At 59.9% G+C, this 20,272-nt stretch carries 18 protein-coding genes and 1 pseudogene; 8 read left to right on the top strand and 11 right to left on the bottom strand.

The genetic code is table 11. The features are described from left to right. Positions 1–9 precede the first annotated feature (9 nt). The 4 genes from RAC79_RS15800 to RAC79_RS15785 all read right to left on the bottom strand — a co-directional run bounded on the left by RAC79_RS15800 (position 10) and on the right by RAC79_RS15785 (position 5,048). Entirely contained in the window at positions 10–1,191 is a 1,182-nt protein-coding gene (locus RAC79_RS15800; protein WP_374997265.1) for a glycosyl transferase family 1, read from the bottom strand. A 61-nt stretch (positions 1,192–1,252) separates the two neighbouring features. Beyond that, complete coding sequence (locus RAC79_RS15795) at positions 1,253–2,044, bottom strand: glycoside hydrolase family 16 protein (RefSeq protein WP_174040179.1); 792 nt, start codon at positions 2,042–2,044, stop codon at positions 1,253–1,255. 4 nt (positions 2,045–2,048) lie between these two features. Next, the gene (locus RAC79_RS15790; protein WP_142846031.1) at positions 2,049–3,197 is read right to left on the bottom strand and encodes an acyltransferase; all 1,149 of its coding nucleotides are present in this window, start codon (positions 3,195–3,197) and stop codon (positions 2,049–2,051) included. 372 nt (positions 3,198–3,569) lie between these two features. Beyond that, positions 3,570–5,048, bottom strand: coding sequence for a lipopolysaccharide biosynthesis protein (locus tag RAC79_RS15785; protein WP_374997264.1), 1,479 nt, complete (start codon positions 5,046–5,048; stop codon positions 3,570–3,572). 118 nt (positions 5,049–5,166) lie between these two features. On the opposite strand from RAC79_RS15785, the gene RAC79_RS15780 reads away from it, so the two are divergent. Both RAC79_RS15780 and RAC79_RS15775 read left to right on the top strand, forming a co-directional pair. Continuing rightward, positions 5,167–6,132 (top strand): glycosyltransferase family A protein, encoded by a 966-nt coding sequence (locus RAC79_RS15780; protein WP_059755880.1) that lies wholly within the window; start codon positions 5,167–5,169, stop codon positions 6,130–6,132. A 52-nt stretch (positions 6,133–6,184) separates the two neighbouring features. Next, a complete protein-coding gene (locus tag RAC79_RS15775; RefSeq protein WP_174040181.1) occupies positions 6,185–7,153 on the top strand; it encodes a polysaccharide pyruvyl transferase family protein in 969 nt (322 codons plus the stop codon). 194 nt (positions 7,154–7,347) lie between these two features. Here RAC79_RS15775 and RAC79_RS15770 read toward each other — a convergent pair whose 3' ends face one another. Continuing rightward, the gene (locus RAC79_RS15770) at positions 7,348–8,337 is read right to left on the bottom strand and encodes a glycosyltransferase family 2 protein (protein ID WP_065657383.1); all 990 of its coding nucleotides are present in this window, start codon (positions 8,335–8,337) and stop codon (positions 7,348–7,350) included. 110 nt (positions 8,338–8,447) lie between these two features. Beyond that, positions 8,448–8,726, bottom strand: a complete 279-nt coding sequence (locus RAC79_RS15765) for an exopolysaccharide production repressor protein (protein WP_065657382.1) — start codon at positions 8,724–8,726, stop codon at positions 8,448–8,450. A 340-nt stretch (positions 8,727–9,066) separates the two neighbouring features. On the opposite strand from RAC79_RS15765, the gene RAC79_RS15760 reads away from it, so the two are divergent. Continuing rightward, a complete protein-coding gene (locus tag RAC79_RS15760; RefSeq protein WP_035239160.1) occupies positions 9,067–9,333 on the top strand; it encodes a DUF6074 family protein in 267 nt (88 codons plus the stop codon). Between the two features lie 72 nt (positions 9,334–9,405). Here the strand turns inward: RAC79_RS15760 and RAC79_RS15755 are convergent, their stop codons facing one another. Beyond that, the gene (locus RAC79_RS15755) at positions 9,406–10,302 is read right to left on the bottom strand and encodes a tetratricopeptide repeat protein (protein ID WP_003508539.1); all 897 of its coding nucleotides are present in this window, start codon (positions 10,300–10,302) and stop codon (positions 9,406–9,408) included. 133 nt (positions 10,303–10,435) lie between these two features. Then, entirely contained in the window at positions 10,436–10,663 is a 228-nt protein-coding gene (rpsU, locus tag RAC79_RS15750; RefSeq protein WP_003508541.1) for a 30S ribosomal protein S21, read from the bottom strand. Positions 10,664–10,979: 316 nt separating this feature from the next. On the opposite strand from rpsU, the gene RAC79_RS15745 reads away from it, so the two are divergent. The 5 genes from RAC79_RS15745 to RAC79_RS15725 are packed head-to-tail and all read left to right on the top strand — an operon-like array spanning position 10,980 to position 16,473. Beyond that, positions 10,980–12,233, top strand: coding sequence for a sarcosine oxidase subunit beta family protein (locus tag RAC79_RS15745; protein WP_059756984.1), 1,254 nt, complete (start codon positions 10,980–10,982; stop codon positions 12,231–12,233). Next, positions 12,233–12,643: a hypothetical protein gene (locus tag RAC79_RS15740; RefSeq protein WP_161987979.1), complete on the top strand. Its 411-nt coding sequence runs from the start codon at positions 12,233–12,235 to the stop codon at positions 12,641–12,643. Before RAC79_RS15745 ends, RAC79_RS15740 begins: the two co-directional genes overlap by 1 nt. A gap of 11 nt (positions 12,644–12,654) precedes the next feature. Next, positions 12,655–12,969, top strand: coding sequence for a sarcosine oxidase subunit delta (locus RAC79_RS15735; protein WP_003508553.1), 315 nt, complete (start codon positions 12,655–12,657; stop codon positions 12,967–12,969). Further along, a complete protein-coding gene (locus tag RAC79_RS15730) occupies positions 12,966–15,926 on the top strand; it encodes a sarcosine oxidase subunit alpha (RefSeq protein WP_174040185.1) in 2,961 nt (986 codons plus the stop codon). The genes RAC79_RS15735 and RAC79_RS15730 overlap by 4 nt, the downstream gene beginning before the upstream one ends. Then, positions 15,919–16,473 (top strand): sarcosine oxidase subunit gamma, encoded by a 555-nt coding sequence (locus tag RAC79_RS15725; protein WP_078052607.1) that lies wholly within the window; start codon positions 15,919–15,921, stop codon positions 16,471–16,473. The genes RAC79_RS15730 and RAC79_RS15725 overlap by 8 nt, the downstream gene beginning before the upstream one ends. Here the strand turns inward: RAC79_RS15725 and RAC79_RS15720 are convergent. The 3 genes and pseudogenes from RAC79_RS15720 to glgX all read right to left on the bottom strand — a co-directional run bounded on the left by RAC79_RS15720 (position 16,470) and on the right by glgX (position 20,035). Next, positions 16,470–17,513 (bottom strand): annotated as a pseudogene (locus RAC79_RS15720) (DUF2332 domain-containing protein). The gene RAC79_RS15725 and the pseudogene RAC79_RS15720 sit on opposite strands and share 4 nt — an antisense overlap. Positions 17,514–17,536: 23 nt before the next feature. Then, positions 17,537–18,025, bottom strand: a complete 489-nt coding sequence (locus RAC79_RS15715; protein WP_020809754.1) for a MaoC family dehydratase — start codon at positions 18,023–18,025, stop codon at positions 17,537–17,539. Positions 18,026–18,079: 54 nt separating this feature from the next. Then, positions 18,080–20,035 (bottom strand): glycogen debranching protein GlgX, encoded by a 1,956-nt coding sequence (gene glgX, locus RAC79_RS15710; RefSeq protein ID WP_374997263.1) that lies wholly within the window; start codon positions 20,033–20,035, stop codon positions 18,080–18,082. Positions 20,036–20,272: the final 237 nt, after the last annotated feature.

The following is a 20,272-nucleotide window of genomic DNA, read 5'->3' as shown; positions in this document are numbered from 1 at the left end:
CCCTACGCACTACACGGGTGAAAACTGCGCTTCACGGGCATGGCCGGAAGCGGATTTGGCGAGAGAGGACAGTTGCTGCACCGGCAGACGGCAATCGTCGCGGTCCGTCAGCCATTGTTTCCTGTCTGTTGCCGAGAGGGTGTTGAAGGCGTCCGCATAGGTTTGCGGGTTCATCCGGTTAAACAGTGCGGTGAGATCGCCAGCGCCCGCATGTTGCAGCACGAAGCCGATATCGCGCTTTTCGATGAAGCGGGCGGTTTCCGTGCCGGCCAGCGCAATCGGCAGGGCGCCATAAAGGCAACCTTCGTAAAGCCGGTTGGGCAGCAGCCAGCTGGAATTCTGGCCTTCCTCGAAAAAGTCTATCGCCCAGGTGAATTGCACCTCGTTATAGATGGCGGCAAGTTCCTCGGGGTTCTTGTAAGGCCCATGGAAATGCACATGCGGGGCAGTGGCCACGAAGCCGTCGAAATCGGCAAATTCCGAATAGGCCGGCCGGCCGCGCAGGATGATTTCGACTTTGCCCTCCATTCGACGGGCAAATTCGGCAAGGATTTCCAGCGATTTGCGGCAGCGCAGCGCGCCGAACCAGCCGATTTTCCATGGTTCGCCTTGGGCGGGAGCGCGTGGCTGCGGCGTGGCGGCAACGGCCGCATCGAGCGCCAGCACCTTGTTTTCCTGCAGCAGGACGGGAAGATCGAGGCCCGACACGGGCTTGAAATAATGCTCCACGAAGGCGGGAGAGCTGGTGATCAGCAGCTTGGCGTCGCGTGCGAAATAACGCTGCGCGGCATTCAGCATTTGCCCGGGCTTTCCCTTGTTAAGAAGCAGGCGGTGAATGTCGAGACACTCGTAAACCAGCGCCGGCTGTCCGGCATAGATCGACATGGCCCGCTTTGCCAGCGCCAGCATTTCCAGATTTCTGGCAAGAATGACGTCGGGGGTGGGGATGCCGCTCAATGTCTTGCCGAGCGAAAGGCTGGCTTTCGCCACCGCCGCCATGCGCTGCAGAAACTGCCCGTCGGCGGTCTCCCCGAGCACGACGGGTACGACGCCTTCGATCTCCGCCAGTCGGTTCTGTCCGCGCCGGAAGCCCGCCAGCGTCACCCGCGCCCCGCCCGCAAGCAGGGTCAGCACCCGCCGACGAATGGCGGGGTCCGACAGATCATGCGCGAGATATAGAACATGGGTCATGCAAGGGTCCGGTTGGTTCATGCGTCAGAGACGCCGCGGATGACGGTTTGGTTCAAAAAAATCAGTTGAGGGCGCAGGCAATGGATTCCGGGAACTGACATTTGTCGCCGAGCGCCGTGAAGGCAAAACGATCAACGACCATCTGCGTCGCGCCGGAATAGGAAAACTTGCCCATCCAGTCCTTCAGCATATCGGTGCCCCACAGGCTGAAGAAAATCTTCTGGGCGTTTTGCGGGATTTTCGACTCATCCGTCACTTCATGGACGAGCTTGCCGTTGACGTAATAACGCAGGCGCTGCGGTTCCCAGACGAAGGCGTAATCGTTGAAGCCGGCATCGGCTCCGCCTTCCACCGGCACCAGCTTCTCATTGCCGCCCTTGGCGGAAATATACTGGTTTAGCTGCACCTGGCCCGTATTCCTGCCCAGAACCTCGAAGTCGATTTCATCGTGCGGCTTCTTGTCGGTCGGGCCGATATAGGTGAAGAAGGCGGAGTTGAGGCCCGAGCCGGTGGCAGCCTTCATGCGTGCCTCATAGGTGCCGTAACGATAGCGCCCCTTGGTCTGGATTTCACCGCAGGCGAATTTGCGGTCGCCGGCCTTGGCTTCTTCAAAACCGAGTGTCAGCTGGCCGTTTTCCACCGTCGCCAGTTTCTTCGACCAGGTGCAGTTCTGATGCGCGCCATTGTTCCAGCCGTCGGAAACGTACCAGAAGCTTCTGTCCATGGAATCGAAGTTCTCGATGAAGGATGCGCCATTGCCTTCCTGCGCCTGGCCCGGCGTCGCAAAGGGAGCAGCCAGAAGGGCCGCGGCGAGAAGAATGCGTGTCTGAACGCGGGTGACAAATGTTGTCATTGGTTCACCTCTGTCGTTGCGAATAAAGCGTTTCGGATGTCGGCGGGCCGATCATGGCGGCCCGTTTTGCCGCAAAGTCGGCCTTCGTCTTGCCTTTGCCGCTGCGGCTTCCGGTCAGCACGGCATAGACGGTCGGCAGGTATTTGCGGGTCTGGGAATTGCTGATCACCAGAATGACGAAGGCGGAAAGCGTTGCGCTGATATAAAAGGCGGGGTAGAAATCCGGCCCGCCCTTGTTCCATACCATCCACATGATGACGAGCAGCGGATAATGGGCGCAGAAAATCCAGAAGCTCAGGCTGCCGGTTTCGGCAAGCCGCTGGCCAAGCCGACTGCGGATCAACAGGGCGGAAGACGCCCAGAAACCGAGCGCGCCGAAAACGGCAAGCAGATTGCGCGACATGTTGAGCCAGAAGGTGAATTCCGGGCCGGTGAAATAAAGTCCCGTCGCCAATATGGCCGAGGCGGCAAAGGTCAGCGCCATGATTGGCACGGCGTAAGGATCGAGCGCCTTGACGTCGACCCGGTGCAGCGCAAGTGCAATGCCGAGCGAAAAACTGAAAAGGATGGATTTCTTCTGGACGATGAAGATCGTCAAATCAGGCATGGCGGTGATGATGAGCAGGATCGCGAGCGTCGGCAGCGCGAAACGGCGCATCAGAAAGGCAAGCACCGGCGACAGCAGGATGCAGACGAAGAGATCACGCAGGAAATATAGCGGCACGTTGACCGGCAGCTCTTCAAGCGCCGTTCCGTGACTGATGATTTCCCGCGGGCTGGCATTCCACAGATCAGGGAAATAGCCGACGCCAAGGTCGAACAGCTGGATAAGCAGCACCGCGGCAAACAGCGCGCCGTTCCACAGAAGGAAGGGCAGCAGCACGGTTTTCGACTTAGAACGGATCGTCGCCGGATAATCGAAACCGCTCATGCCGCGGCGAAACAGCAGATAACCGGAAATGGCGCTGAGACAGGGCACGCCGATGCGAAACAGCGCATCGCCGAGGAAAACCCGCAGCCAGTCGAAGAAACCGTAAAGGCCGAGAAAAGGGCTGGTTTCGGCATCGTGCGGCACATGGACGAACACGATCCCGGAGATCAGCAATATGCGCATCAAATTGATACGGGAGGATAGGTTCTGATCGACAGTCACATCAGTCACCCCTATTGGGCGGCGTCCACCCACGCCGCGTTGCAACCAGAGCGAACTTAAGCCCGCACTGGAAAGTCTGGTTTCGACTTTGGGATAAAATGTGGCGACGCGGGAAAAACACAAGCTTAGATTTTGCGGGTGAATGTCTGGCGTTCCGGTCATTCCTGTTGCTGTAAAAATTCAAATATCTGAAATTACTGGCATTTTTATAAATATCGCCATCGTTAAAAATCGCCTAAGCGTGTGAAATTGTCATTTGTCGTGATATTGCGCTGCAAAAAGAACCGCCATCCCGCCCTGCCGCGGTGAGGAAAATCACCGCGGAAAAGGCCGGTTAACGGCGGAAATGAGGCGCGTTTTTCTGCGGTTGAACTAACCCTGAGTTGCGGTATCCCGCATACGCCGCGATTTGACCATTCCGAGAATTTTCCCGAGCAGCGCCCGTTCGGTCAGCAGGATCAGCACCGCATAGATGACGCCGCCGACGGCAGCGCCGATGAGAACCTGAAGCGTGGCATTGGGAACGCGTTCAGCCAGAAGGTGAAGCAGATAACGCACCGCAACGGCCATCACCAGCGCCGCGATCATCGGCCGGCTGCTGACATAAAGGCCGCGGAAGAAGGGGGTATCGCTCGCCTTGAAGACGGCCCAGGAATAGGCGACCAGCGTTACCGCATTGACGATGCAGAGCCACACCATCGCGTCGATCAGGGTGCCATAAAGCGCGGCAAGCCAGACCGCGACGGTGGTGACGATGGCGCGGATCGTTGCCGACCAGAACAGCACGCGGCCGTAACCTGCCCCCTTCAGATAGGGGATGAAGGTGCTGCATGGCGTCAGAATGGCCTTCGACAGGGCGAGCAGACCGAGGACCGGCCAGGCATAGGCCCAGTTCTGCCCGAAGATGACAAGCATGGCCGGCTCCGCCACGGCCCAGAGGCCGAACATCATCGGCGCCAGGAGCACGGTCAGCACCTGCGTACTGAACATCAGCGCATCGCGCCGGCGTTGTGGGTCGTCCATCATGCGGCTGAAGGCGGGAAACAGGACACCCATGACGGACGACAGAACTACCTGATTGGGAATGCTGGCAAAGCGGTTGGAGGCGGAATAGGCGCCGGCATCGGCCAGACCCAGGTGTCGGGCAATGACCACCATCGGTGACTGGAAGGTAACGAAATTGGCGATTTCCGAGCCCATCAGCCCCGAACTGAAGCCGAGAAGCGGCACCAGCCGGCGCGGTTTCATGACGAAACGCGGGCAATAGCGCGAAACGGCATAAAGCCCGACAAGCCGGATGAGGGCCGCGGCAAAAAGCTGGATGATCAGCGCCCAGACGCCGAAGCCCATGAAGGCGAGCGCGACCGCGACGATGGCCGCGATGCTTTCCGACGCCATGCTCCACAGCGCGTCCTTGCTGAAATTCATCCGTCGCGCCAGCAGCGAATAGGCGACATCGCCGGCAAGCTGCAGCGGGATGAGGAATGCCATGATGCGCAGCAGATAGGCGCTTTCAACAGCACCCAGAAGTCCGCCGAAAAATTCTGCCCAGATGTAGAGGACGGCGGCCATGGTGCAGGAGATGGCGAGATTGGCCCAGAAGACGGTATGGATCGTTTCCATATCCTCTTCCTTTTCGACGATCAGGGCAGAGGTCAGCCCCGCGCCGGCGATCATCGTCAGAAACTGTACAACCGTTAGTCCTACCGCCACCACCCCGAATTCCTCCGGGGAAAGCAGTCTTGCGAGAATTGGGACCGTGACAAATTTAAGCCCGAATGTCCCTGTTTTTGATAAAACGCTCCAGCCGACATTCGTGGTGATGGTCTTTACATTTGGCGCTGGGGGCATACAAGCATCCTGTTTCTGGAGGCCGGCGGGAGGAAAGCCGGTTGGGAGTTGCCGATACCATCGGGGCCGCTTTTAGGATCGGGCCCGACACTTCTTGATCAACGCAAGGGGCGAAACAATGGCAAGATTTACTGTCGTCATTCCCTACTACCAAAAGCAGCACGGTGTCTTGGGACGTGCACTCGCATCGGTTTTTGCGCAGACTTACCAGGATTTCGATCTTGTCATCGTCGATGACGAATCGCCATACCCGATCGATCAGGAACTTGCGGAACTTTCGCAGGGTGAGAAAGACCGGATTCTCGTCATTAAACAGGCCAATGCCGGCCCGGGCGGCGCCCGCAACACCGGTTTGGACAATGTGCCTGACGGCACCGACTATGTCGCCTTTCTTGATTCCGACGATATCTGGACACCCGATCATCTGCAGAATGCGGCCTTTGCGCTTCAGACCTATGGCGGCGAGTGCTACTGGGCATCCATGCAGGCAAGTGACGAATTTTATTATCATTTCGCCATTTCCGAGCTGGAGAAAAATGAGGGTGCGGCAAGGCTTTCCGAGAAGCCGCTGGTGATCGAACTGCCGGATCTGGCAAGTGTGATGCTGCGCAACTGGAGCTTCCTGCATCTCTCCTGCATGGTGATCGGCCGTCCTCTTTTTGAGAAAATCCGCTTTGACCCGGCGCTTCGTCTGGCGGCGGAAGACGTGCTGTTTTTCTGCGATTCCATCCTGGCATCGAAGCGCACGCTTCTGTGTGACGACGCCGGCGCGATGCGCGGAATGGGGGTCAATATCTTCCACAGCATCGACAATACCTCGCCGGAATTCCTGCGCCAGCAGTTCAATACCTGGGTGGCGCTCGATACGCTGGAGGGGCGTTTTTCACGCCGGCCGGACGATGTCGCCTCCATCGCTTCCTATAAAAACACGGCGCGCAAACAGGCGCTGTGGAGCCAGGCGGGCAATCTGAAACGGCGCAAGGCACCCGAATTCGGACTGCTCCTGAAATGGGCGATGCGCGATCCGGCACTGCTGCGCGCCGCGTTCGAGCTCGGTGCTGGAAAAATCGTCCGCTCCAGATGAGCGAATTCTCGCCCGCAAGAATTTATATGTTTTTTCACCCAGGAGTGACCTCATGAAACCTTACCACTGGGAATCTCATCACGGAAATTTCGGTGACGATCTCAACCTGTGGCTGTGGGATTTTCTGCTTCCGGGCCTGCGCGATGTGCATGACGACGTCATGCTCGTTGGCGTCGGCACCGTGCTGAACGACGTTCTTTTGCCCGCAAAGCAGCGCAAGCTGGTGATCGGCAGCGGCTATGGTTATGGCGCGGTGCCGGATACCAGCACCGAGTTCTGGGATATTCGCTGCGTGCGCGGCGAAAAAACCGCCGCCAAGCTGGGGCTCGCGCCCGAAAAGGGCATTGTCGATCCGGCCGTCATGGTGACCGAGATGCCCGATTTCAAAGGCCTGCCGAAGCTCTACAAGAAAACCTTCGTTCCGCACTGGGAATCGGCGGAATTCGGCATGTGGGAAACCGTCTGCGAACCGGCGGGGCTGACCTATCTCGACCCGCGCGGCGAGGCGAAAGCGGTAATCCGCGCCATCGCCCAGTCGGAATTCATCGTGGCCGAATCCATGCATGGCGCAATTCTTGCCGATGCCTTCCGCGTGCCATGGGTCGCGGTCAACACCTCGCCGTCGATCAACAGCTTCAAATGGAGCGACTGGGCCGGCAGCGTGGGTGTCGAATATCAGCCGCGCTATGTGCCCGTTTCAACCCGCGCCGAGGCGGCGAAAAAGGGCTCGCGCTTCTGGGGCATGAGCTTCCCGCCGCCGCCCGGCCCCGTCATTGCCGAGACCGGTTCCGTTCCGGCACATGAAGGCCCGGCGCATGAGGGCGACGTGCTGGTGCGGCCGCAGGAAACGCAGCCTCGGTCATTGCGCAAATTGGCCAAGCAGGTGCTGGCAGCACCTTCCACGCTGGCGCTCTGGCAGGCAAGCCGCGCGGAGCCGCGTCTCAGCCCGGATGGCCGGCTGGAAGAGCGCAAGGAGCGTTTCGCCGCCGTTCTGGAAACGGTGAAGCGGGATTATCTCTGAGGGTGAAGAGTGGATGCGGCAGAGAATTTTCTGCCGCCTTCGCTTGAGGATGCCATCCTCTAGGGTCTCTATCGTCATGCTCGGGCCTGTCCCGAGCATCTGCAACCGACCGATCATACGATACGTGAGTAGATCCTCGGGACAAGCCAAGCCCGAGGATGACGGCGAGGAATTGGCGCAGGTCGTCTTTTCCCCTACGAAACCGGCGTACCGTCCAGCAGATAACGCACGTCCCGCACCGGCGGCGATTTACGGAATCGGGCGGTCTTGTCGCTCCAGATGCCGCGCGTGATGGCGGGCAGGGCGGGGAGCCGCGCAAGGGCATGGCTCAGCGCGCCGCCCATTCCCTTCTGCTTTTTCGCATCGAGAAAATGGCGAAGCTCGAATTTGGCGCGGATGTGTTTTTCGTGTTCCCGCATGATCGCCGTTTCCTCTGCCGAAAGCCGGCAGCCGGCGAGAATGGCCTTGTCCGCCTCGTATAAGCGGCGAAGATCTTCGGTGCGATGGCGGCCGCTCAGCGAGTTGCCGCGCACGATCGCGCCGTAACCGCAATGACGGATGACCTTGTAACGCGCGCCGGCGGCCAGCGCCCGCACGTAAAGCTCGTAATCTTCACCGAGCCGCAGGCCGTCATCGTAACGCAGTGCATGTTTGTCAAGAAAAGCGCGGCGTATGACCGGCTTCAGAAACCCGGTTTCCCCGCGTTCAACGCCGGGCCTGGAAATATTGCCTTCCACGAATTCCGTCAGCGACAGAAACCGCGCCTGCGGTTCGAATCGGGCCGGCTGCATGGAGGATGCGCCGGGGACCGATTGCTGGATGAAGGCGATATTGTCGGCCACCAGATCCCAGTCATCGTCGGCCAGCATGGCGGCAAAACGGCCGCGGAAAAAGAAGTCGTCCGCATCGAGAATGCTGATGAGCGGCGCCGATGAAATAGAGATCGCGTGGTTGCGCGCAGCCGAAGGGCCTCGGTTGACCTCGAATCGCACGACCCGCAGACGGCCCGTGCCGTCATCCGCCGCATGCGCCACATCGCTCGTCGTGTCGGTGGAACCATCGTCGATCACCACCACTTCGCCGACCTCGGGCTCCCCGAGGGCGGAACGTATGGCGATATCGATCGTTTCGGATGCATTTTTCGCAGCGATGATGACGCAAATGGGCTGTGAACCGCTCACCATGTATTGTCCTTCTGCTTTGACCAACCGTCAGGATTTGGCCAGCAGAAAGTGTCACGGGTATGGATGCAAGCGATTTTTTTGCGACGCAGTAAATGAAGCTGCGTGAAAGCTCACATATCGGTCAGTTTTGCACCGTGCGGCGGCGGGCTTTTTACGGCGTCCGCCTGCATTGCCTCGGCACCACGATCCCGCGCGAAGGTTTCGCGCAGCCGCCGCTTTTCCCGGGCGACCAGGACGACAATCCCAATGAAATAACCGACTTGCAGAATGACCGCGCAGATGAGGGTCTGGATGAATGCCGTATAGAACGAGCCGTGGATGAAATATGTCGCAACCGCAAAGGTAAGCAATGCACCGATCATGCTGAAAAAAACACGAGGTGCATACATGGTGCTCTCCTCCCGAGAACGATTTCTCCATTTTTGACTGCGCTGCGGCATTTTTCTTCTTTGCAAGAAATATACGATGAGACCGGTGCTGTTTCAACACACATATACTTCTTCTAACGGTTGCGGCATGAAATTTCGGTAATCTTGATTGGTAAATTCCTCGGTAGTCGATGACTTCCCCCAATCGGGGCTGCCTTACCAGGCGATTTCCTGCTTTTTAGAGACATAAAATCGTTCTCTTGCGGCCATTGTCGGCTGTCTTACGCCCTCTGCAGACTTCGTTAACCATCTCGCCTTTAAAAAGTCGGTATTGATTCCTCAGCAAGAGCAAGGTGCCCGCGTGACAACGAGTTCAGAAGTAATCGCCTTTCCGGCAAAGAACCGTATTGCCGACGTAAAAAGATGTGCAACCATGCTCGACCGGCTGCATGGTGTGGAGGCGAATGATTTCTGGCGCAGGGAGTGCCGTGAGCTGGCCGCCCGTCTGATGGCGCTTGGCTATGAGGACGCTGCCATGCGGCGCGAGGTCATGGAATTTCAAAACGCTGTGCAGGCTGAATTGTGGGCGGGCGATGCCACGCCAGAGGCGCGCCGCGACAGCCATTGAGGCCTCAGCGTTTTCCATAAAAAAAGCCGGCAGGTGTCAAACCTGCCGGCTTTTTTGTTCATGCCCGTTTGATCAGGAAGCGCCGGCGCCGCGTGTGCGGGCAACGCCATCGAGTGCGGGCTTGTATTTCGGGTCGAGCCGGGCCGCATGTCCATAGGACTTGGCGGCCTTGGCCATCTCGCCGCGACGCTCATAAACAAGCGCCTGGTTGGCCCAGGATTCCGCCACATTGCCATCCAGCGAAATGGCGTGGTTGAAATCGGCAAAGGCGTTCTCATCGTCGTTCAAGGCGACATAGGAAAGGCCGCGACCATTATAGGGCTCGGGCGACGTCGACGACAGCGAGATTGCCTTGGAGAAGTCCTCGATGGCCTGGGCATGCTGGTTGCGCAGCTGGTAGATCAGGCCGCGATTGTGCCAGGCACGTCCATCGGTGGTTTCAAGCTCGATGGCGCGGGAGAAATCGTTGAAGGCTTCGTTCACACGTCCGGACTGGCGGTAAAGATTGCCGCGGCCGATCAGCGCCACATCGTAGCTCGGATTGATTTGCAGGGCGGCGTTGTAGTCCTGCAGGGCCTGCTGCTGCTGCCCGGAGTTGCGATAGACCAGCGCGCGGTTGGCATAGGCCTGATAAAAGCGTGGGTTGAGCTGCAGCGCCTTGTTGAAATCCTCGATGGCGCGGCGCGAATCGCCGGCGCGGCCGTAAGCCGAGCCACGGACGTTATAGCCTTCGGGATCCTGGGGATTGGCGTTGATGACCGAGGTAAGCGAGGCGATGTTTTCCTGCGAACCCTGGGCACGGTCGATCCTGAACACATCCTCCGTCTGGTTGGATGTCGCGCAGCCGGAAAGACCGGCAAGGACGGTACAGACGACCAGAGAAGCGCGGAACCCTCTGTTGTTTTTCAATGGCACCCGGCGCGTGGAGGCATCGGAGTTTTTCACAACACAGGCGTCGACAGCGATCATTCGGTGTGGGTTCCCTCGCAGGCCGGTCTCACGGTCGTTTTCAAGAGCGTTCTCCGGCCACAAACACAAAGAGCGGCGGCGAATTGATCGCCCCCGCCCAACAAGCATTCAAAAACGTCCAAAAGACGGCCTATTAACGGCCTGCGCGGGGGCCTGCAACCAGACCTTCGCGCTGTGCACGCTTGCGTGCCAGCTTGCGAACGCGGCGAACGGCTTCAGCCTTTTCGCGAGCGCGCTTCTGGGAGGGCTTTTCGTAGTAATCGCGCATTTTCATTTCACGGAAAATGCCTTCGCGCTGCATCTTTTTCTTCAGGGCGCGGAGCGCCTGATCAACGTTATTGTCGCGGACTAGTACCTGCACGTTAAACCCGTTCCTTTGGTTTGGTTAATTTGCTATGTGAATAAGGCATTCGCACGCAAATAAAAAATCGTTCGTTCGGCTGTCGAGCCGGGCGATTGGTGACGTGCAATAACAGATCATTTGAGCCAAGTCCAGCCGGTAGCGCATAATCACCCAGCAAAATGCGGCTTGCCCGGAATTCTGCCTGTGATGTCGAAACAAAATCATTGCGGCGTCGCAAAATGGATATTGCCTCCCATCCCGATTTGCCATGTGTATGATAAGGGCCGGAGCCATGTTTCCGGCTTCTGGCCGGTTCTTGAGGAGCAGATTGCGAATGCGCAAATATTCCGTTTTTGCCGTGGCGCGTGAGGCGCTCAGGGGTCATAAGGGGTGGGATGCGCAATGGGCCTCGCCCGAGCCGCGCAAGGATTACGATGTCATCATCATTGGCGGCGGCGGCCATGGGCTGGGGGCTGCCTATTATCTTGCCAAGGAACACGGCATTACCAATGTTGCAGTTCTGGAAAAAGGCTGGCTTGGCGGCGGCAATACCGGCCGCAACACCACCATCATCCGCTCCAACTATCTCTATGAAGAGAGCATGGATATTTACGAGCATTCCCTGAAACTGTGGGAAGGCCTGAGCCAGGATCTCAATTACAACGTCATGTATTCGGCGCGCGGCGTGATGATGCTGTCGCACAATATTCATGACCGGCAGTCCTTCAGCCGCCATATCAATGCCAACCGTCTTTACGGCATCGACAATGAGTGGCTGACGCCGGAGCAGGCGAAAGCCTATTGCCCGCCGCTCGATATATCAGGCAATGCGCGTTATCCGATCAACGGCGCTGCCCTCCAGCGCCGCGGCGGCACGGCGCGCCACGATGCTGTGGCCTGGGGTTATGCCCGCGCGGCCTCCGACCGCGGCGTGCACATCATCCAGAACTGCGAGGTTACGGGCATTCGCCGCGGGCCGGACGGGGCGGTGACGGGTGTGGAAACCAATCGCGGTTTCATCGGTGCGAAGAAGATCGGCGTTTCCGCCGCCGGTCATTCCTCCGTCATCATGAAAATGGCGGATGTGCGCGTTCCGCTGCATTCCAACCCGCTGCAGGCGCTGGTTTCGGAACCGCTGAAGCCGATTTTCCCCTGCGTGGTGATGTCCAACACGGTCCACGCCTATATTTCGCAATCCGACAAGGGCGAGCTGGTCATCGGCGCAGGTACCGATCAATATAACTCCTATTCCCAGACCGGCGGCCTGCAGATCATCACCCACACGCTCGACGCGATCTGCGAGCTGTTCCCGATCTTCCGCCGCGTCAAGATGATGCGCCAATGGGGCGGCATTACCGACAACACACCCGACCGCTCGGCGATCCAGAGCGTGACGCCGGTGCAGAACCTCTTCGTCAATTGCGGCTGGGGTACGGGCGGCTTCAAGGCGACGCCGGGTTCGGCCAATCTTTTCGCGCATCTCATCGCGCGGGGTGAACCGCATCGTCTGGCGGCGGGGCTGACGCTCGACCGGTTCCGCACCGGCCGTCTTATTGATGAGGCTGCCGCTGCCGCGGTGGCGCATTGATGCTGGCGGCGGCCATGCTTGCGATCAACATATCAGGCGCGGCCGTGCCCGTGCCCGTCGGCAGCGTCATTCCCGAGGCCAGGGATTTTCGCAGCCAGAAGATTGCTAAGATGCAGGGTGAGAAAGACTGGCCCTTCATGGCGGAAAAAGGCCTGCTTCTCTGCGCTCCAAGTCTCGCGAACAAGATGGTTTATTTTGTCGGTGAGAAGGAGGATGGCGGGCAGGATTACCCCTTCGCGATCGACACCGACATGATGGCGGTTGCCATCGTCAATATGGGCCGGGCCTCGGCGCTACGCCCTTTCGATAATTTCGAGCAGCTTTTAAAGCGGCTTTCCCCTTTCGTAGCCATGGGAAAGCGGCTGTGTGACCAACCCGCCGGAACGATCCTTCCGGAAAATTCTCTCTAGGTGGAGCGACGATGCTTCTGATCCATTGCCCCTATTGCGGGGAAGACCGTTCCGAACTGGAATTCCGCTGGGCGGGCGAAGCCCATATCGCCCGGCCGGAAAACATCGCCGATATTTCCGACGAGGCCTTCGCCGAATATTTCTTCATTCGCGACAATGACAAGGGCCTCGTTTTCGAGCGCTGGCGTCACATTCACGGCTGCGGCCGCTTCTTCAACGCCGCCCGCGATTCGGTCAGCGACAAATTCCTGATGACCTACAAGGCGGGTGAGCCGAAACCCGATACTGAGACGGTCCTTTCCGCAGAAAAGGGAGCCGGGCAATGAGCGGCGATTATCGTATCAAGGGGGCCGGTCGTCTCACCCCGGCCAGAACCGCGCGCTTCACCTTCGATGGCAAGATTTATCAGGCGCTGGAGGGGGACACGGTCGCCTCCGCGCTTCTGGCCAATGGCGTGCATCTGATCGGCCGCTCGTTCAAATATCACCGGCCGCGCGGCTTCCTTTCCGCCGGGCCGGAAGAGCCGAATGCGCTGATCGACGTTTCCCGCGACAGTCTGCGCAAGCAGCCCAATGTGCGTGCCACGGTGCAGGAAGTGTTCGACGGCGCGATCATCGCCTCGCAGAACCGCTTTCCGTCGCTATCCTTCGATCTGAGCGCCATCAACGATCTCCTGTCGCCGATGTTCGCGGCCGGTTTTTATTATAAGACCTTCATGTGGCCGAAGGCCGCCTGGCACAGGGTTTACGAACCGCTGATCCGCCGCGCCGCCGGTCTTGGCAAGGCGCCGAGCGAGCCGGATGCGGATCATTATTCCGGTCGTTATGCCCATTGCGATGTGCTGGTGGCCGGTGCCGGCGTCGCTGGTCTGACGGCGGCGCTTGCTGCCGCGAAAACCGGCGTCAGCGTCATTATGGTCGATGAAAATGCCGAAGTCGGCGGCGCGCTGCGTTTCGACACTGGCACGGTTATCGACGGTCTGCCCGGTTACGAATGGGCGCAGAAGGTTTTTGCCGAACTGAAGTCCCTGCCCAATGTGCGGGTTCTCACCCGCACCACCGCTTTTGGTTATTACAACCACAATTTCGTGGCGCTGGCCGAGCGGGTGACCGATCATCTCGCCACGCCCGCCAGACACCAGCCGCGCGAGCGGCTGTGGCAGGTGCGCGCCAAAAAGGTCGTGCTGGCGGCGGGTGCGATCGAACGTCACATGGTCTTTGCCAATAATGACCGCCCCGGCATCATGCTGGCCTCGGCCGCACGTACCTATCTCAACCATTACGGCGTCGCCGTGGGTCAAAATGTCGGGGTCTACACCGCCCATGATTCGGCCTATGAGACGGCCTTCGATCTGAAGAAGGCCGGGGTGAAAATCGCCGCCATCGTCGATTGCCGCGAGAACCCGCATCAGCGCCTGCTGGATGAGGCGCGGGCGCTCGGCATCGAAGTGCTGGCGGGCCATAGCGTTTACAATACCGCCGGCCGCCTGCGTGTGTCTTCCATGACAGTTGGCCGCAATGGCGGTTCCAACAAGCGCAAGATCGCCATCGATGCGCTGGTGGTTTCGGCCGGATGGACGCCATCAGTGCATCTCTTCTCGCAATCGCGCGGCAAGCTGAAGTTTGACGCGGCTAACCAGCGTTTCCTGCCAGATATCCATGTGCAGAACGGTGTTTCCATCGGCGCCTGCAACGGCACGGACGATCTTTCCGCGTTGATCGCCGAGGCTGCGGCTGCCGGTGGCGGCGGCGTGGAGTTTTCCGGTGAGAATGCAAGGATTTGGACAGGCGGCATGATCGGTGCGGCCGAAGGCGCGGGTGAGGGCACCGGCGTCAAGGCCTTCATCGATTTCCAGCACGATGTCTGCGCCAAGGATATCCGCCTTGCCGTGCGCGAAGGCATGCATTCCGTCGAGCATATCAAGCGCTTCACCACCAATGGCATGGCGTCCGATCAGGGCAAGATGTCCAATATGCACGGCCTTGCCATCGCATCGGAGGCGCTTGGCCGGGATTTGCCCAAGGTCGGTCTCACCACCTTCCGCCAGCCCTATACGCCGGTCACCTTCGGCACGCTCATCAACCATTCGCGCGGCGCGCTGTTCGACCCGGCCCGCAAGACGCCGATGCACGAGGAAGAGCTGGCTGCCGGTGCGGTGTTCGAGGATGTCGGCAACTGGAAGCGCGCCTGGTTCTTCCCGCGGGCGGGCGAGGACATGCATGAGGCGATCGACCGCGAATGCAAGACGGTTCGGACAAGCGTCGGCGTGTTCGATGCCTCCACACTCGGCAAGATCGAAGTGGTCGGCCCGGATGCGGCGAAGTTCCTGAACCTCATCTACACCAATGCCTGGGACACGCTGAAACCCGGCCGCTGCCGTTACGGCATCATGACCCGCGAAGACGGTTTCGTTTACGACGACGGCGTCGTCGGGCGTCTTGCCGAAGACCGTTTCCATGTGACGACCACCACGGGCGGCGCGGCGCGCGTTCTCCAGCACATGGAAGATTATCTCCAGACCGAATTCCCCGATCTCAATGTCTGGCTCACCTCGGCCACCGAACAATGGGCCGTGATTGCCGTGCAGGGGCCAAAGGCGCGCGAGGTTATCGCTCCCTTCGTCGAGGGCATCGATCTCTCGCCGGAGGCCTTCCCGCATATGGCGGTGGCCGAAGGCACCTTCTGCGGTGTGCCGACACGGCTCTTCCGCGTGTCCTTTACCGGTGAACTGGGTTTCGAAATCAACGTTCCGGCCGATTACGGCGCGGCCGTCTGGACCGCGATCCGCGAAAGGGCGGAAGCCGTCGGCGGCTGCCTTTATGGCACCGAGACCATGCATATCCTGCGTGCGGAAAAGGGCTATATCATCGTCGGGCAGGATACGGACGGCACGGTGACGCCTGACGATGCCGGGCTTGCCTGGGCCGTTTCCAAGAAGAAGACGGATTTCGTCGGCATTCGCGGTCTGAAACGCACCGATCTCACGCGCTCCGGCCGCAAACAGCTTGTCGGCCTGAAGACGAAAGACCGGCTTACCGTTCCGGACGAGGGCGGCCAGATCGTTGTCGATCCGAACCAGCCGAAACCCATGACCATGCTCGGCCATGTCACCTCCGCCTACTGGTCGGAAAATCTCGGCCATTCCATCGCTTTCGCGCTGGTGGCGGATGGCAGGGCGCGCATGGGCGAAACGCTCTATATTCCGCTCGCCGATAAAACCATTGCCGTCGAAGTGACCGACATGGTCTTCCTCGACAAGGAAGGAGCCCGTCTCAATGGCTGACAAACTTCACGCAAAACGCAAATCCGTGCTCGAGGATTTTCACGGCGGCTCTCCCTTCGTTTCGCTGAAACCCGCTGCTTCCGCCTCGCGGCTCTCGCTGCGCGCCCGGGAAAGCGCCCTGCCGGCACTTTCGGAAGCGCTCGGTCTTGCCCTGCCGGCCCGCCCGAAAAGCTCCGTCACCTCGGGCCTGCGGTCCGCTTTGTGGCTCGGCCCGGATGAATGGCTGGTGATTGATCAGGGCGAGAGCGACCTGATGGCGGCTCTCGCCGGCGTTTCCGGCCTGTTTTCTGCAACCGATGTTTCCCACCGCAATACGGCCGTCATCGTCTCCGGTGCCGGTGCGGAAGCGGCACTCAATGCCGGTTGCCCGCAGGATCTTTCTCTCGCAAAGTTCCCGGTCGGCGCGTGCTCGCGCACCGTTTTCGGCAAGGCGGAAGTGGTGCTGCTGCGCACGGCGGACGATACGTTCCGGGTGGAATGCTGGCGTTCCTTTGCGGAATATGTCGGCGGGCTGTTGCAGGAGGCGGCTGAGGACGTGGCGGTTTAACCTACCATCCAGCCCCGCCATTCCACCCATCGCCCATGGAAATCGGCCCGGCCGATTTCCTGTTTCTCGCCGGTCGGCCAGATCTGCAGGGTAATGGCGGCACCGCCCGGCGTCGCATCCGCCTCCATTTGCAGCCGGGCAAGCGGGGCATCCGGCGTGGCGCGGGTTCCAGCTTCGGCAATCACAACCTCGCCTTCCTGTTTCAGTCCATCGGGCAGATATTGCCAGGCGACCGAGTGATAGACGACATGGACAGCACCCGCATATTGCGTGGCGAGGCGGCATTTCAGCCAGTCGACCGCGTCCGCCTTCTCGACATGCAGACCATGCTCCACCGCTATCCGCAGGGCGGCGGCGGTTCGCTCCAGCCTGTCTGTCTGGTCGGCCCAGACATAGGACATCAGCCGCAGGTGATCTTCGGCGGATGACGGGTCGAGCGGGTTGAGATCGCAGCCGGCGCGCTCGATAACCTCGATCCGCTCATGGGCGGGCGTGTCGCCGCGCCATTCCGGTGACAGGAAAACATCAGATTGCTCACCCCAGGCGAGATCGCCGAGGCGATATCGGTAACGGTCGAATTGCAGGTTGAGGCCAGCGCTGGCTCCAACTTCGGAAAGCACCAGCGGCTTGCCGGTCAGTGCCGCAATCGAAAGAAAGCCCGGCAGCAGAACGGCGGAACGCCGAACCTCGTTGGTCTGCGGCGGTGATTTCAACCTTTCGAGGATGAAGGGGGAATGAAAACGCAGGGCGCTGGCGCAGGCCTGCCAGAGCGCTTCTTCGTCTTCCGGCGGGATATCGGCAAGCGGCGCGATCTTTTCCTCTATGGCGAGCGCATGCAGGGCGCCCGCCAGCCGGAGGGGAACGGAATCGCCCGAGGGGCCGACATCGCCGGGCTAGGATAAAATCCGCTCGCCCACCTCGGTATGGCGGTCGAGCCTTGCTGCCATGGCGCGGCAAAGCCGTGCGGTAAAGGGCGAGCCGAGGCTGTCGCAGGCTCTTGCCTGCACGAGAAACGCATTCCTTACGGCTTCGTCATGCATGCGGTCTCTCCCTTGCGGCGGTTTCAGGCGTCTTCCGGCCTGTCCTCCGGGTTGAACTGGCTGATGGTGGTCCAGCGGGCGGTAAGCGCCGGCTTTTTCTCGTTTTCGATGTCCACCGTCACGTCATAGGTCGTCATCAACATGGCCGCGCCGCGAAAACGCGCCTCCGCCAGCGTGAAGCGGCCGCGCACCCGCGCACCGCTTTTGACCGGCGTAACGAAACGAACGGCATCGAAGCCGTAATTGATGCCCATAGTCTGTTCGCGGATGCGGGGCAGGGCATCGTAATTCAGCGCCGAAAGCAGAGACAGCGTCAGGAATCCATGCGCGATGGTGCCGCCAAAGGGGCTTTCCGCTTTGGCGCGCTCCGGGTCAGTGTGGATGAATTGTTCGTCCAGCGTCGCCTTTCCGAAAGCGTCAATCATTGTCTGATCGACGGTGATCCAGTCGGAGACGCCCATTTCCGTGCCGACCAGATTTTTCATCTCCGCCAGCGCAATTTCTTTTGTCATGTTACCTCGTCCGCATTGTTTCCTGGGACTTATACGGCTGGCGACGCGAAGGGATCAACTGCGCAGATAAAACACCACGGAACGGGTGGGCAGGAAGGCGGGATTGCCGAAATCCGTGCCGATCGCATGCCAGCCATCTCCGGGCAGCGTGAAAGGAACGATCTCGCGACCGCGATTGATGAGAACCGCAAGCTCGACCTCGACGCCCGTTTCGCGGTCCGACGTTGAAAGCACCATGGCGAAGGCGGGTCCATTCGGGCTTTCCCAGTCCGCAATCGTCATGGGCTCCCCGCCCGGGGCAAGCCATGTCACATCGCCGCTGCCGGAAAAGAAGCCGGTCTCGGAAAAGACGCCGAAGCGTTTGCGAAGCACTGCGAGAAATGCCGTGTGATCGATCAGTTCGGGCACAAGCGAAGACCAGTCGACCCAGGTGATGTCATTGTCCTGACAATAGGCGTTGTTGTTGCCATGCTGGCTGCGGCCGCCCTCATCGCCGGCGGTCAGCATCAAGACGCCGCGGCTGACGAACAGGGTGGAAAGCAGCGCCTTCACATCCGCAATGCGGGCGGCGACAATGGCAGGATCATCCGTCAGGCCTTCGAAACCATTGTTCCAGGAGTGGTTTTCATTGTGGCCGTCGCGATTGTTCTCGCCGTTTTTCTCATTGTGCTTGTGTTCGTGGCTGACGAGATCGAACAGGGTGAAACCGTCATGGGCAGCGAGAAAGTTGACGCTGCGGCTGTTTAGGCGGCCATGGCGGGAAAAGATCGGCGAAGACCCGGAAAGCGCATCTGCCAGCGCCCCGGTGGTGCCGGCGTCGCCGCGCCAGAAGCGGCGCATATCGTCGCGGGCGCGGTCGTTCCACTCCAGAAAGCTTTCGGGGAAATTGCCGAGCTGATATCCGCCAGGGCCGATATCCCATGGTTCGGCGATCAGCAGGCGGTCGTAAAGTGCCGGGTCCGAATGCATGGCCGCGAGCGTTTCGCTTGCCATGTCAAAGCCATTGGCCGTTCGCCCGAGCACGGGCGCGAGGTCGAAGCGGAAGCCGTCCACCCCGGCGTTCAGAACGAAATGCCTGAGGGAATCGACGATGAGCTGGCGAATATAGGGATGGTCGCAGGCAACCGTATTGCCGGTGCCGGTATCGTTGACCAGCACGCCCGGTTTTCCCGGCGGGTGGCGAAAGGCAGTGAGGTTATCGAGCCCGCGCAACGACAGGATCGAACCTTCGATATCGCTTTCGCCGGTATGGTTGAAGACCAGATCGAGAATGACGCCGATGCCCTCCGCATGCAGCGCCGCAACCGTATCCCGCAATTCCCGCACGCCGCCGGGGCAGAGGCGCGGATCGAGCGCCATGAAGCCGACGGGATTATAACCCCAGGCATTGGAAAGGCCGAGCGGCGGCAGGTGGCGCTCATCGATCCAGGCGGTGATCGGCATCAACTCCACCGCATCGACGCCGATCTTTTTCAGGTGCGCGATAATGGCGGGATGGGCAAGTGCGGCAACGGTGCCCCCGATCTCTTCCGGCACTTCAGGATGCAGCCGGGTGAAGGATTTGACGGCGAGTTCGTAAATCAGCCCGCCTTCGGCAAAAAACGGCGGTTGACGCCGGACCGGCTCATGCTGCGAAAGGATCGCCTTCGGCATGATCCCGCCGGTCTCCGCACCAAAGGCGTAAAGCGCGGGATCGTGCCGGAAGGGGCGGTCGATCTCCGTGGCATAGGAGTCGAGCAGCAGCTTTGCAGGATCGAACCAGAGGCCGTGTTCGGGGGCGTAAATGCCGTGAGCGCGAAAGCCGTATCGCGTGCCGGGGCCGGCATCGGAGACGGTCAACCGGTGAACGTCATCTTCGCCGCGCGTCATCGGCAAACGGGCCGTTTCTTTCTCGCCGTTCGCATCGAAAAGGCAGAGATCGATCTGCGAGGCGTGCCGGGAATAGACCGTGAATTCCGTTCCGTTTTCCGTCTGGATTGCGCCTTTGGGGAAAACGGAAGGTGTCTGCATGGTCTGTCTCTCCGTGAATAGTTGTTTCTTCTTCGTGAGGGTAGAAGGTGGCCGGTAATGGAAGGCGGGTATGCGTCCGCCTGTGATCGATGGCGAACCCAAAACCTCTCCTCCGTCATGCTCGGGCCTGTCCCGAGCATCTGCTACGCATTGATTGGACGATGCGTTGGCAGATCCTCGGCACAAGGCCACTGCTGTCCGGTTTAAATTTGGTGGACATGGCGCACGGTGTTGATT

The sequence above is a fragment of the Agrobacterium sp. LR_9 genome, from assembly GCF_041954855.1.
Taxonomy (GTDB): domain Bacteria; phylum Pseudomonadota; class Alphaproteobacteria; order Rhizobiales; family Rhizobiaceae; genus Agrobacterium; species Agrobacterium leguminum.
Note: the sequence above shows the minus strand (reverse complement) of the source record. Positions and strands in the feature narration are given on the sequence as shown.

What these genes read in the sequence shown, in the direction of transcription:
- RAC79_RS15800 (WP_374997265.1), bottom strand. Translation starts at nt 1,191, where the DNA reads ATGACCCATGTTCTATATCTCGCGCATGATCTGTCGGACCCCGCCATT.
- RAC79_RS15795 (WP_174040179.1), bottom strand. Translation starts at nt 2,044, where the DNA reads ATGACAACATTTGTCACCCGCGTTCAGACACGCATTCTTCTCGCCGCG.
- RAC79_RS15785 (WP_374997264.1), bottom strand. Translation starts at nt 5,048, where the DNA reads ATGCCCCCAGCGCCAAATGTAAAGACCATCACCACGAATGTCGGCTGG.
- RAC79_RS15780 (WP_059755880.1), top strand. Translation starts at nt 5,167, where the DNA reads ATGGCAAGATTTACTGTCGTCATTCCCTACTACCAAAAGCAGCACGGT.
- RAC79_RS15775 (WP_174040181.1), top strand. Translation starts at nt 6,185, where the DNA reads ATGAAACCTTACCACTGGGAATCTCATCACGGAAATTTCGGTGACGAT.
- RAC79_RS15770 (WP_065657383.1), bottom strand. Translation starts at nt 8,337, where the DNA reads ATGGTGAGCGGTTCACAGCCCATTTGCGTCATCATCGCTGCGAAAAAT.
- RAC79_RS15765 (WP_065657382.1), bottom strand. Translation starts at nt 8,726, where the DNA reads ATGTATGCACCTCGTGTTTTTTTCAGCATGATCGGTGCATTGCTTACC.
- RAC79_RS15755 (WP_003508539.1), bottom strand. Translation starts at nt 10,302, where the DNA reads ATGATCGCTGTCGACGCCTGTGTTGTGAAAAACTCCGATGCCTCCACG.
- RAC79_RS15745 (WP_059756984.1), top strand. Translation starts at nt 10,980, where the DNA reads ATGCGCAAATATTCCGTTTTTGCCGTGGCGCGTGAGGCGCTCAGGGGT.
- RAC79_RS15740 (WP_161987979.1), top strand. Translation starts at nt 12,233, where the DNA reads ATGCTGGCGGCGGCCATGCTTGCGATCAACATATCAGGCGCGGCCGTG.
- RAC79_RS15735 (WP_003508553.1), top strand. Translation starts at nt 12,655, where the DNA reads ATGCTTCTGATCCATTGCCCCTATTGCGGGGAAGACCGTTCCGAACTG.
- RAC79_RS15730 (WP_174040185.1), top strand. Translation starts at nt 12,966, where the DNA reads ATGAGCGGCGATTATCGTATCAAGGGGGCCGGTCGTCTCACCCCGGCC.
- RAC79_RS15725 (WP_078052607.1), top strand. Translation starts at nt 15,919, where the DNA reads ATGGCTGACAAACTTCACGCAAAACGCAAATCCGTGCTCGAGGATTTT.
- RAC79_RS15715 (WP_020809754.1), bottom strand. Translation starts at nt 18,025, where the DNA reads ATGACAAAAGAAATTGCGCTGGCGGAGATGAAAAATCTGGTCGGCACG.
- glgX (WP_374997263.1), bottom strand. Translation starts at nt 20,035, where the DNA reads ATGCAGACACCTTCCGTTTTCCCCAAAGGCGCAATCCAGACGGAAAAC.